10 protein-coding genes are annotated in these 12,478 nt (G+C 37.2%); 2 read left to right on the top strand and 8 right to left on the bottom strand.

Annotated elements, in window-relative coordinates; translation table 11 throughout:
• Positions 1 to 159 precede the first annotated feature (159 nt).
• The 4 genes from RAH34_RS11850 to RAH34_RS11835 form a co-directional block, all read right to left on the bottom strand.
• Positions 160 to 1,335 (bottom strand): acetyl-CoA C-acyltransferase, encoded by a 1,176-nt coding sequence (locus tag RAH34_RS11850; RefSeq protein WP_306596277.1) that lies wholly within the window; start codon positions 1,333 to 1,335, stop codon positions 160 to 162.
• Positions 1,336 to 1,490: 155 nt separating this feature from the next.
• Positions 1,491 to 2,018, bottom strand: coding sequence for an endonuclease V (locus tag RAH34_RS11845; protein WP_306596276.1), 528 nt, complete (start codon positions 2,016 to 2,018; stop codon positions 1,491 to 1,493).
• Positions 2,005 to 2,814, bottom strand: coding sequence for a GNAT family N-acetyltransferase (locus tag RAH34_RS11840; protein ID WP_306596275.1), 810 nt, complete (start codon positions 2,812 to 2,814; stop codon positions 2,005 to 2,007). Before RAH34_RS11840 ends, RAH34_RS11845 begins: the two co-directional genes overlap by 14 nt.
• 105 nt (positions 2,815 to 2,919) lie before the next feature.
• A complete protein-coding gene (locus RAH34_RS11835; protein ID WP_114821863.1) occupies positions 2,920 to 3,960 on the bottom strand; it encodes a M28 family metallopeptidase in 1,041 nt (346 codons plus the stop codon).
• Positions 3,961 to 4,121: 161 nt separating this feature from the next.
• Between RAH34_RS11835 and RAH34_RS11830 the strand changes: the two genes are divergently transcribed.
• Positions 4,122 to 5,261, top strand: coding sequence for an aminotransferase class I/II-fold pyridoxal phosphate-dependent enzyme (locus RAH34_RS11830; RefSeq protein WP_114821864.1), 1,140 nt, complete (start codon positions 4,122 to 4,124; stop codon positions 5,259 to 5,261).
• A gap of 165 nt (positions 5,262 to 5,426) precedes the next feature.
• Here RAH34_RS11830 and RAH34_RS11825 read toward each other — a convergent pair whose 3' ends face one another.
• Positions 5,427 to 8,159, bottom strand: a complete 2,733-nt coding sequence (locus RAH34_RS11825; protein WP_306596274.1) for a sodium-translocating pyrophosphatase — start codon at positions 8,157 to 8,159, stop codon at positions 5,427 to 5,429.
• Between the two features lie 135 nt (positions 8,160 to 8,294).
• Between RAH34_RS11825 and RAH34_RS11820 the strand changes: the two genes are divergently transcribed.
• Positions 8,295 to 10,016, top strand: a complete 1,722-nt coding sequence (locus tag RAH34_RS11820; RefSeq protein WP_306596273.1) for an amidohydrolase — start codon at positions 8,295 to 8,297, stop codon at positions 10,014 to 10,016.
• Positions 10,017 to 10,097: 81 nt separating this feature from the next.
• Here RAH34_RS11820 and RAH34_RS11815 read toward each other — a convergent pair whose 3' ends face one another.
• From RAH34_RS11815 to RAH34_RS11805, 3 genes are read right to left on the bottom strand one after another with little or no spacing between them, the layout of a single operon-like run.
• Positions 10,098 to 10,709 carry an inorganic pyrophosphatase gene (locus tag RAH34_RS11815; protein ID WP_047375226.1) on the bottom strand — a complete coding sequence of 204 codons (612 nt, stop codon included), beginning with the start codon at positions 10,707 to 10,709 and terminating at the stop codon, positions 10,098 to 10,100.
• 17 nt (positions 10,710 to 10,726) lie between these two features.
• A complete protein-coding gene (locus tag RAH34_RS11810) occupies positions 10,727 to 11,239 on the bottom strand; it encodes a hypothetical protein (protein WP_114821868.1) in 513 nt (170 codons plus the stop codon).
• Positions 11,240 to 11,263: 24 nt separating this feature from the next.
• Positions 11,264 to 12,439 carry a hypothetical protein gene (locus RAH34_RS11805; RefSeq protein ID WP_306596272.1) on the bottom strand — a complete coding sequence of 392 codons (1,176 nt, stop codon included), beginning with the start codon at positions 12,437 to 12,439 and terminating at the stop codon, positions 11,264 to 11,266.
• Between the last annotated feature and the right edge of the window lie 39 nt (positions 12,440 to 12,478).

Raw genomic sequence — 12,478 nt, 5'->3', positions numbered from 1 at the left:
ACAAAAATAGAGCATTTACCTTTCGTTTGTACTCATTGAATATTCTGTTTGATCAATGGATAATCAATCTGTTACCAACGCAAAAGATCTTTCTCAAATTTAACTTTAAGAAAGATCTTTTTTTATATAATAATTGAAATCTAAGGTAATTTATCCCTTTTAGCCTATATTTTCGATAAGAACTGCGGAAGCGCCTCCTCCTCCATTACAGATGGCAGCAATTCCATACTTCCCTTTTTCCTGGTGTAAAACATTCACTAAAGTGTTTATAATTCTTGCTCCCGAAGCACCGATCGGATGTCCTAATGCTACTGCTCCTCCATAAACATTTACTTTGCTGATATCATAATCCAGGATTTTCTTATTGGATAAGATGACTGAAGAATACGCTTCATTAATCTCGAAAAAGTCGATATCAGAAAGACTAAGACCGGTTTGTTTCAACAGTTTCTGAATTGCGATGGAAGGTGAAGTGGTAAACCATTCCGGTGCCTGAGCGGCATCTGCATAGGCAATTATTTTTGCCATTGGTTTTAAATTGTGCAGCTCTATCGCCTCAGAGGATGCTAATAATAAGGCAGCAGCACCATCATTCAGATTGCTGGAGTTGGCTGCTGTAAGTGTTCCGTCTGCTTCAAATGCAGGTTTCAACAGGGAAATTTTCTCCGGGATCAGTTTATCAATATCTTCGTCTTTACCAACGATTGTAGTTCCCTTTTTACTTTCAATCGATATTGGGACCAGTTCACTAACAAACTTACCATTTTGGGCTGCTTCCTGCGCCCTCTGATAGGAAAACAACGCATATTCATCAAGCTCCTGTCTGGTAAGTCCATATTTTTTCACACCCAATTCGGCTGCACTTCCCATGTGAAAATCATTGTAAACATCCCATAGTCCATCTTTGATCAATCCATCAGTAAGATTCATATCTCCCAGTTTTGTTCCCTGACGGATTTTAACATAATGCGGAACATTACTCATGCTTTCCATTCCTCCTGTCATAACAATATGATCTAATCCAAGCTGAATCTGCTGAGCCCCAATCATTGCCGCTTTCATTCCGGATGCACAGACTTTATTAACTGTTGTTGCATCCTTATCAACAGGAATTTTAGCAAAAATTGACGACTGCCTTGCAGGAGACTGTCCCAATCCGGCACTTAGTACATTTCCCATATACACACTATCAATGTGCTCAGGAGAAAGCCCAATACTTTCATAAGCATTCTGAATGGCAAGAGCTCCCAATTGAGGCGCTGTAAATCCGGACAGGCTTCCCATAAAACCTCCTACCGGAGTTCGTTTTGCTGCTACTATAAATACTTCTTTCATAGATTTTATTTTTGCAATATACCGATCAGTATATTTTTAATTAAAAAAATCCCTTTTTATATTGACAAAGGAATCTCACAAAGATAATCAAAATATACCAATCGGTATATTAATAAGATAAAAAAAATCTTACTGCTCTGGTAAGATTCTATTGTTTATGCTCTGCTTAGCTGATCAAGTTTTTTTAGCAGTGTGGGCATTCTGTAATCGCCATGCATCTGTTCTACTTTTAATTGAACTTCATCTACATCTATTCCTTTCGCTGTTACAAAAAGTGGCGTTTTACTTTCTCCACGGAAAACACTTCTTCGCTGGGAATCCGGTGTTGTAAATTCATTTTTTGCAATCCCAACAATAGGATACTTTTCTTCCAGTTCTTCGTAAAGGTGTCCGCCCAAACCAATTTTTCCATCATTATCCAAAGTGACATATCCATCGACAATGATAATGTCTTCTGGTCTTAATGTTATTTTCTTCAACAGACTCAAAATACAGGGCAATTCTCTTTTGTAAAAGGCTCCGCTTTCATATTCTGAACTTACGGGAATCTGTTCTATAAAGACTTCTACTTCTTTTTCAGAGGTCCAGTCTTCAAATGCAATACATACGGTATTGGCATAATCCTCATAATAATAGGTATCAAATGCGTAGATCATATTTCTCTCTTCCTTAAAAAAACTCACCGAAATGCCACAATATCCCAGACGGATCGTGAACAAAACATTCTTTACCCCAATCCATTGTTCTTACAGGAGTGAGTCTTACATTTTCATATTTGTTCGTAAGCCCCAAAGAAAGAAGTTCTTTCCAGAATTCATCTGTATTGGCAACTTCCATAAAGATCATGGTATTATCCACCCAATCTTTTGCGTAATAATCCTGAAGATAAAAACCAATTTCTTCACGTATAAAAAGTGATAATTGGGGCTCCAGAACCACTTCTTCAAAACCCAGATCTTTGTAAAAATTTCTGCTGATCTCAAAGCTTTGTGCTCCGATAAAAGGTCTGATGGATTTTAGTTTTGGGGTCATAGTTTTTCTATTTTTCCAGTTTTCATAAGTCATTTCAAACCTGATTTCCCCGTTTCCATGAGTTCCAGCTTCCTTCCAGCCAGATTTTCTGTAGAAGATCTCAGCTCTTGTTCCTGATGAAGTCCCAAGCCATACGGAATCTTTGTTTTGTTCAAAATACCAGTTGAGCATGATATCATGAAGTTTTCTACCCACTCTCTGGTTTTCAAAATCCGGATGTACAAAAAGTGCCCAGATATTGTTCTCTTTCAGATCTGCAATGGAAAAACCAACGATCTGATCTTCCACCTCACAAACCCAACCTTTTCCTCTTTGGAACAGAAACTCTTCACAGTCTTTATCTGTAACCAATCCAGGATCTGACAGCATGTTTTCTTTCACAAAGTTTCTCACAATCTGTATGTGTGGAATATCTTCTGGCTTTGCTTCCCGGATTATGGTTTTCATGGTAATGTTTTTGTTGGCAAGTTTATGGGAATGATTTTTTTTTAACCCTTGTCAAGGTTTTAAACCTTGACAAGGGTTAGAATCAATCCGAATTAAAATTGGTGATTATTTTCTGTCAACGACAATTCTTTCTTCTCTGTTGGCAATATCCCAGGCTGTGGTAAAAATAAGCTGAGTTCTTTTTTCCAACAACTGATAATCAATTTTTTCAGGATCATCACCCGGCTTGTGATAATCTTCATGAATACCATCAAAGAAAAATGCGACAGGAATATTATGTTTGGCAAAATTATAGTGGTCTGAACGGTAATACAATTGTTCAGGATCATTCAAGTCATCATATTTGTAATTCAGTTCCAGGTTATTGGTTCTTTTGTTCGCCGCTTCGTTGATTACTTTAAGCTGAGAACTTAACATTTCAGAGCCAATCACATAGACATATTGTTTTCCTCTGTTGGCAGGATCATCACGTCCGATCATATCAATATTAAGATCAACAACAGTATTGGCTAAAGGGAAAACCGGATTCTCTGAATAATATTCTGAACCAAACAGCCCATGTTCCTCTCCTGTAACATGAAGAAACAGAATGGATCTTTTAGGTCCTTTACCTGCTTTTTTAGCCTGCTGGAATGCTTTAGCAATTTCCATTACGGCTACAGTTCCACTTCCGTCATCGTCTGCTCCATTGTATACCACTCCATTTTTGGTTCCTACGTGATCATAATGAGCAGAAACAACTACAATTTCCTCCGGCTTTTCACTTCCTTCAATAAAAGCTAAAATATTTTCAGAATCAGGAAGGTTTCCCCCTCCTCTTTTTTTCATGAATTCAGAAGGTACTTTCTGATAGTAAGAGCCTAATGCTTTAGGAGCTGAAATACCTAGATTCTTATAATAATTAATCATATACTCACCCGCTTTTTTCTGTCCTTTGCTTCCGGTGTCACGCCCTTCCATATCGTCTGCTGCAATGACGTACAGGTTTTTCTTTAAATCCTCTGCATTAATCTCTTTATAGGCATTGTTAAATGCTTTGTTATGTTTTGTTGAAACAGGATGTGAAGCATTCCCGTCAGATATTTTTGCCGTTCCACAACTGGTCACTACAGCCATTGCCAATAACGGAATAAGTATTTTTCTCATAAAAGATAAATTTCTTAAAAATAATAATTTTTATTGAATCCCGGCATCAATAATCACCAGGACAAAATAATATGCAATTCATTACAAATCTACTAACATATGGAGTTTAAGTATAATTTTGATATTAAAATTTTATTATATTTGATTAAAATACAAAATAGGTGGATAAAATTTACGGATTTACTCATTATTCCTTTTTTACGGAAATGTCCGAGCTGGCAACCAGGCACGGAAGCTTTGATCTTTCTCTGGGACTTCCCGATTTTGATATTGATGAACGCCTGAAAATATTTTTAAAAGAAGCTGCTGAACACAATACGCATCACTATGAACCTCTTGCCGGCAATCCTCTTCTGATAGAAAGCATTATTCGTTTCAATGCAAAAAGAACGCATAAAATCTCTGTTACAAACAAAGAAGTCACCATTATTCCGTGTGCAACCTTTGCTTTATATACTTCTCTTAAATCTATTCTGAATCAAGGTGATGAAGTCATCATTATTCAACCTTCATACTACACTTATGGACCAGCTGTTGTTATGAATGGAGGAATTCCTGTTTATTATGATCTTGATGGAGATTTTACCATCAATTGGAATTTGTTTAAGGATTGTATTACTGAAAAGACAAAAGCAGTCATTGTCAACTCTCCCCAGAATCCCACCGGAAAAGTATGGAAAAAAGAAGACTGGCATCAGCTCTATGAACTGATTAAAGACCGTGATATTTATTTAATTTCAGAAGAAATATATGATACTTACTGTTATGATGAAACCGAACATTATAGCTCTTTCATCCATCCTGGACTCAGGGAAAAGACTTTCTGCATTTTTTCTTTTGGTAAAATGTTTCATACTTCGGGATGGAAAGTGAGTTATATGCTCGCTTCAGAAGCTTTAACAGCAAGATTCCAGTGCCACCAGCAGTATATTTCTTACAGTGCGAATGCTCCCGCACAATATGCTATTGCAAAATATCTCGATGTATTTGATCCGGATATCAATAAAAAACTTATGCAGAAGAAAAGAGATATTTTTAATGAAATGATGAAGGAAACACCATTTCAGATTGAAAAACAAGCGGAAGGAAGTGTTTTTCAAGTAGTTAACTTCAGGACTATTTCTAAAAGCATGACGGATGTGGAATTTTCCAAGTGGCTAACGATTGAGAAGAAGGTTTCCTGCCTTCCACTTTCTGCTTTCTATAATTCAAGACAAAATTCTGATTATATAAGGTTTAGTTTTGCTAAAAAAGATGAATTGATCATTCAGGCTCTGGAGCATTTGAAAAGGAATCTTTGATGTTGCTGCAGTTGTTTTTCCGACAGATCGCACAGATGCTTTTTTTAACCACGGATTGCGCAGATTTTCACAGATGATTGTAGATATTTATTTGTGTGAGTTTTCGTTTTATAATCTAAAAAAGCACCGCCATTGCGATGCTTTTGTACTATTTCTACATTGATTTTAAAGAGCCAATACTCTTACATCAATTCTTCTGTTTTTTGCTTTGCATTCATCAGTATCATTAGCTTCACATACAGGATGTTGTGATCCATAGCCTTCTGCTTCTATTCTGTCTGCTGAAATACCTAACTCAAGCAGTTTAAGTTTGGCTGTCTGTGCTCTCAGATTGGATAGCTTAAGATTACTATCCTCATTACCGCTATTGTCTGTATATCCGCCCAGTTTTATTTTCAGATCCGGATAAGCATTTAAAATTTCTGACAAAGTAATTAATTGAAGTGCGGATTCTGCTTTCAGATCACTTGAACCTGTTTCAAAATAAAGATTTTCAATCGTGTACCACTTATTTGGATCTAAAGCTGATTTATCTTTTTGTTTCACCACATTATAAAGTTGGTAAAGCTGGCTTCCATCACCCAGGGCAATTGTTTTCCCTCCATCCAGTTTTATTTTCTGAATATTTCCTGTTTCATATACAAAGTCTCCGTTTTCATTAAGGTGCCCTTTAATTTCTCCCGGAATGACCGTAATGATTTTAGAATCTCCATTTACAGTAGGTGCAGAACTGGAAATTCCTGTAAGACTTTCAATTTTTGCTTTTCTGTTGGCTTCAATTTTATCTTTATGCAAAACAGCCAAAGTAGGTGCAATTACCAAAGAAACGATTGACATTAATTTAATCAGGATGTTCATCGAAGGTCCTGATGTATCTTTAAACGGATCTCCCACTGTATCACCTGTTACAGATGCTTTGTGCGGTTCTGAACCTTTATAATACGTCTGCCCATTGATATCAACTCCTTTTTCGAAGGATTTTTTTGCATTGTCCCAGGCACCTCCAGCGTTGTTCTGAAACATTCCCATTAAGACACCACACACTGTAGCACCAGCCAGAAATCCTCCCAATACCTCAGGACCAAAAATAAATCCTATTAACAAAGGAGAAACGATGGCGATCGCACCAGGAAGCATCATTTTTCTGATGGATGCATCTGTAGAAATGGCAACGCATTTTTCATATTCCGGCTGCGCTTTCCCTTCCAGAATTCCCGGAATTTCACGGAACTGTCTTCTTACTTCCTCTACCATGGCCATCGCTGCCTGTCCTACTGCGGTAATCGCCAATGAGGAGAAGATAAACGGAATCATCCCTCCCACAAAAAGTCCGGCAAGAACATCTGCCCTATAAATATCAATACCGTCAATTCCTGCAATACCTACAAAAGCAGCAAATAAAGCCAGTGCTGTCAAAGCTGCTGAAGCAATGGCAAATCCTTTTCCTGTAGCAGCGGTTGTATTTCCTACGGCATCAAGAATATCTGTTTTCTCTCTTACTTCTTTCGGCAGTTCACTCATCTCAGCAATACCTCCGGCATTATCTGCGATAGGTCCAAAAGCGTCAATAGCAAGCTGCATGGCTGTTGTAGCCATCATTCCAGCTGCAGCAATGGCCACTCCGTAAAGTCCGGCACACAGATAAGAACCATAAATTCCTCCTGCCAGTACAATAATCGGAAGTAAAGTGGATTCCATTCCAACGGAAAGCCCGCCGATAATATTGGTTGCATGCCCTGTAGAAGACTGTCTCACAATACTGGAAACCGGTCTTTTACCCATAGCAGTATAATATTCTGTAATAATACTCATTAAAGTTCCTACGACCAGACCTACCATGATAGCTCCAAAAACGCCCATTTTCGTAAACTCATGACCTCTGAGAACCATTTTTTCAGGAAGGATATAGGTTACTAGAAAATAAGAAGCAATGGCGGTAATCACAATACTTCCCCAGTTTCCAAGGTTTAATGCATTCTGTACACTGGAAGTAGACGAACCGTCATTATCATTGATTTTTACAAATAAAGTTCCGATCATTGAAAATATAATTCCTGTTCCTGCAATCAGCATCGGCAAAAGAATCGGGGCAAAACCTCCGAAAGCATCATCAGAAACAGTTTCTCTACCTAATACCATCGTGGCAAGAACTGTCGCCACATACGATCCGAAAAGGTCTGCTCCCATTCCGGCAACGTCTCCTACGTTATCTCCTACGTTATCTGCAATAGTCGCTGGATTTCGGGGATCATCTTCAGGAATTCCGGCTTCTACTTTTCCTACAAGGTCTGCACCTACGTCTGCAGCTTTTGTATAAATACCACCTCCTACTCTTGCAAAAAGGGCAATAGATTCAGCGCCAAGAGAAAATCCTGTAAGAATTTCAATAGTTTTTTCCATTTCATGAGAGTCTACTGTGGCTTCAGGGGCAAAAATCTGTTTAATAATCAGAAATAACGCTCCCAGGCCTAGAACAGCCAGTCCGGCAACTCCCATTCCCATTACAGAGCCTCCTGTAAAAGATACTTTAAGGGCTTTTGACAGTGAAGTTCTTGCAGCTTCTGCCGTTCTCACATTCGCTTTGGTAGCGATTTTCATTCCTATAAACCCTGCTGAAGCGGAGAATACAGCTCCTACGGCAAAAGCAATTCCGATACTCCAGTGTGAATTGGCATTACTGGACCCCATTACTGCCAATAGAATGGCAACTACTACAACAAAGTACGTTAAGATTTTGTATTCAGCCTTTAGAAAAGCCATTGCACCGTCTGCAATATGGCCGCTGATTGTTTTCATTTTTTCATTTCCTGCATTCTGTTTATTGACCCAGTTGCTCTGAAGAAATGTATAAAGCAAAGCTATGACACCAAAAATTGGCACTAACACAAATAGATCCATAGTTTATTATTTTATATTAAAAAATTGAGATTAGTCTTATAAATATAATGAAATTATAAACACATAATAAAATTCACTAATAATTATCTATTATTTCGTAAATTTGTTTCTCACCGTGATTTGAATTAATTATTTATGAAAAGGATATTATACACTATTTTTTTATCTGCAGGTATAAGCAGCTGTCAAAATAAGATTCCACAGGAAAAAGCCGAGATACTTTACTTCGGAGGTCCTATTATCACAATGGAGGATTCTTCTCCACAAGTTGAAGCTGTAGCAATAAAAAACGGGAAAATACTTTTTGCGGGAACAAAATCGGATGCAGAACGTTTTTCAGAGCCAGCGACTAAAATGATTAATCTTAATGGAAACACTCTTCTTCCCGGGTTTATAGATGTTCATGGACATCTTACTTCAAGAGCCGGTATGATGGATGTTGTAGATTTATCTCCTGAACCTTATGGCACTGTAAATTCAATTAAAGATTTACAGACTACAATTAAAAACTATATCAAAGACAAAAAAATTACAGGTCAACAACCCATTATCGGAAATGGTTATGATGATGCAATTATGACAGAACACCGTCATCCTACAAAAGCTGAACTGGATGTCATTAGTACAACCAATCCTATTATTGTTATTCATGCCTCAGGTCATGCCAGCGTAGCAAACAGTGCCATGTTAGAACTTCTGGGAATAACAGAATCCTCAAAAGATCCCGAAGGAGGTCACCTAGGAAGAGACAAAAAAACAGGAAAACTGAATGGAAAATTAGAAGAGAATGCAAGTTTCACCGCTTTATTGACATTAACAGAAAAAATGAATAAGGGAAAAGATACCCAGGCTCATACCATGGAAAATCTGATGAAAGCCCAGAATGAATGGCTCAGCTATGGACAGACTACTATTTGTGACGGGAGAACAATGGGAGAAAGTGTTGCTCTGTTAGAAAAGGCGGCGTCTCAAAACCTTTTTAAGGCTGATATTGTTTACTTCCCTGATTATGAATATTTCAAAAAGGATTTCAACAGTTTCAAACCAAAGTATATGAAATATGAAAATCATCTGAAATTAGCCGGATTCAAATTTTCTGATGACGGTTCTCCACAAGGTAAAACGGCCTGGCTCACTCAGCCTTATTTAGTTCCTCCAGAAGGTCAGTCTAAGGATTATAAAGGATTTCCTATTTTTACGGATGAAACCTTATATAACGACCTAAAAGTCCTTTTCCAAAATCACATTACTGCCCAGCTTCATGTAAACGGAGATGCCGCAATTGATCAGGCCATCCGTGTTATTCAAAGGTTGAAAGATGAAAACATTTACAAACCGGAATTGCGGGCAACATTAATTCATGTACAGAACAGCCGCCCCGATCATATTCAAAAAATAAAAGAATTAGGGGTTATCCCTTCTTATTTTTCTACGCATGCTTATTTATGGGGAGATTGGCATTATTCGAGTGTTTTCGGCCCTGAAAGAGCTGCTTTTATCAGTCCGGCCAATTCAGCATTAAAAGCAGGAATTATTTTTACCATTCATCATGATGCTCCGGTTACACCACCCGATCTGATTACAGCCGTATACGCAGCAGTGAATAGAAAAACGCGATCTGGAATGATTTTAGGTCCTGATGAAAGAATCTCTCCACTTGAAGCGTTAAAAGCGATTACCATTAACGGAGCTTATCAATTGCAGGAAGAAAACAGAAAAGGGTCTATTAAAGCTGGTAAAATAGCTGACTTTGTTATTCTTGATCAGAATCCTTTAACCATAGCTCCTGAAAACCTCAGAAACATTAAAGTTCTGGAAACGATAAAAGAGGGAAAATCAGTGTATAAAAGAAATTAACCTGCTGATACAGAATAAAATATTCACAAAAAAAGCAGATGAAAAATCATCTGCTTTTTTATTATTCTAGGGAAGGACATCTTATCCTCCGAATTTATCTGCATAGTCTGTTTGAGAAGCTTTGATCACTTTTCTTGCGTGTTCAGCTCCGTAAACTTCCTGGATTCTGCATTTTGCAGGCTCATCCGGTAAGTTTTTATATGTCAGGAAGTAGTGCATCAATCTTTTTACTTCTGCTTCCGGTAATTCAGAAATATCTCTGAAGTGTCCGAAAGCGTGGTCATTGATCATTACGGCAACAATTTTATCATCTGCTTCACCTCCGTCGATCATTTTGAAACCTCCGATTGGAATAGCTTCCATCAACAAACCTCCCGCATGGATATTGTGAGAACTTAAAACACAGATATCAAGTGGGTCATGATCACCCATAGTAACGTCAGTAGCACCTGATTCTACAGCAAGTCTCATCACTTCCTTATCACAGTATGTTCTTGGAACAAAACCATATAAAGCCGGGATAATGTTAGAGAATTTCTGTGGCCTGTCTACCTTTAAGTATCCTGTTTCTTTATCTACTTCATATTTAATAGTATCTGAAGGAACAATTTCCACAAATACGTTGACAACATTTGGCGCATCTTCTCCTGCAGAAATTCCGTGCCATGGATGTGCTTTAAAATTTGGAATCATTATTTATCTGTTATTTTTTAAGTTATTATTAAAATTTCTTTTCTTAAATCTTCTATGGTTTCAGCAATATAGTCGTTGCTTTCCATATAATTCATGATGAAAATCGTTTTGAATTCATCCAGCTGAACTTCTCCTTTTAATCCATCATAGGTTTTGTGAAGCAGTTCTATAATTGCATTCTTTGAGTCTACGATATTCTTCCATGAATTTTTTGCGATATATAACTGTTGTGAAGAGTTATACTCAAATTCTTCATTGATTGCCTTTTCAGTCAGGAAAATAAATTCATGAACCGCCAGTCCCCTGTCGAACCTCTGGATAAGATTGGAGGGTTTCATTCTGTCCAGAAACAAGGTCATTCTTTCATAAGAATGTGCTTTATTCTCTGAATTTGATTTCACGGTAAGCAGTTTGATTTCCTGGTTCTTAAGCGTAATGTATGAGTGTACAAATTGTCTGAGCAAAACCAGAAAAGGAATTGCAATAATCAATGCAAATGCATAGGGTAAATATCCTGATAGACTCGTCATAATTTTAGACTGCAAAATTACTAATTATTTTCCGTCTTCTAAAGAGTTTTTAAAGATATCCACTTTAGAAATTTGTATATAGACCAATGCAAGCATGATTATCAGATAAAAGCCAAGCATCATCCTGTTTACGAGAGACGGAAAAACCAAAAATCTCAACAAAACAGTTCCATAAATAATTGCAAAAAACAAGGCCTGGGACTGGTTCTTTTTATTATGAAATGAAAAACGATTCGCCAGAATGACTACAATAAAAATCAACAGGCCTGGAAAATAGGAAGTATTGAACTCCAGCATGATATTACTTTTAATAAAACGAAAATAATCTGCAAAGGAAAATGGATCAGGCTGCGATACAGGATAAATCTGAACTTTCGTAAACTGATTCATAAAAAGCGTAGACCACGAAACCTGATTGAAAGCCTGTATCAAAAAGAAGGATAGAAATATATACCCGTATGATATCAATAATGAACCTGTTTTAACATGAAGGCTATCTCTATAAAAATAAATAACGGCGTACAGGAATGAATAAAAAATAAAATACTCAGGTCTTGTAAGCACACAAAGCATAGCCAATATGCCTGCGAAGAAGAAATTTTTTCTCAGTAAAAACACATAAAAGCTCAAAAGAAGCAGTAAACATGATAACGAATCTGCTGAAACGTGCCGGGCCGCCTCTGGTAAAGGTTTAAATAGTGAAATTAAAATTGTAAGGACAAAGGCAAGAGGATAATTTCTCAGAATTTTTATCAAAAAGCTGAAAATCAGGATAAGAATTAGTGCGTAAGAAATAGCTGAAATCAAAGAGATGGAAGCAGAAGCACTGAAACCAAGCTTAAACAATGACCAGCCGATAAAATTATAAAAAGGTTTTACCACAAAAAGTTGTAGCTCTTCTTCGTAGGCTTTGGGATTTTGTGAGATGATTTTATAATAAGTACTCTCCCCTTTTGCTACTTCCTCAACCATAGGATCAACGGGGCCAAGGCCTGCAAAATCGGGATTCTTTTCCCTCAGTTCGTCATATACCTTCTGATGAATTTCTTCAATTTTCATTTCAGGATATTCCGTTTTATAAATCAGCCCCATATACGCTTCCATATCAGTGTTGTAATAATGATGGGTATACAGGTAGTATGACATCATGCATACATAGATTGAAAATATAAAAACAAGAATATTCTTCTTTTTTTCCATACACTGATATTATAAGAATACAAATGTAAAAAAACTATC

Source organism: Chryseobacterium sp. WLY505, from assembly GCF_030846215.1.
GTDB lineage: Bacteria > Bacteroidota > Bacteroidia > Flavobacteriales > Weeksellaceae > Chryseobacterium.
This window is presented reverse-complemented; position numbering and strand designations above follow the sequence as displayed.

What these genes read in the sequence shown, in the direction of transcription:
- RAH34_RS11850 (WP_306596277.1), bottom strand. Translation starts at nt 1,335, where the DNA reads ATGAAAGAAGTATTTATAGTAGCAGCAAAACGAACTCCGGTAGGAGGT.
- RAH34_RS11840 (WP_306596275.1), bottom strand. Translation starts at nt 2,814, where the DNA reads ATGAAAACCATAATCCGGGAAGCAAAGCCAGAAGATATTCCACACATA.
- RAH34_RS11835 (WP_114821863.1), bottom strand. Translation starts at nt 3,960, where the DNA reads ATGAGAAAAATACTTATTCCGTTATTGGCAATGGCTGTAGTGACCAGT.
- RAH34_RS11825 (WP_306596274.1), bottom strand. Translation starts at nt 8,159, where the DNA reads ATGGATCTATTTGTGTTAGTGCCAATTTTTGGTGTCATAGCTTTGCTT.
- RAH34_RS11820 (WP_306596273.1), top strand. Translation starts at nt 8,295, where the DNA reads ATGAAAAGGATATTATACACTATTTTTTTATCTGCAGGTATAAGCAGC.
- RAH34_RS11815 (WP_047375226.1), bottom strand. Translation starts at nt 10,709, where the DNA reads ATGATTCCAAATTTTAAAGCACATCCATGGCACGGAATTTCTGCAGGA.
- RAH34_RS11810 (WP_114821868.1), bottom strand. Translation starts at nt 11,239, where the DNA reads ATGACGAGTCTATCAGGATATTTACCCTATGCATTTGCATTGATTATT.
- RAH34_RS11805 (WP_306596272.1), bottom strand. Translation starts at nt 12,439, where the DNA reads ATGGAAAAAAAGAAGAATATTCTTGTTTTTATATTTTCAATCTATGTA.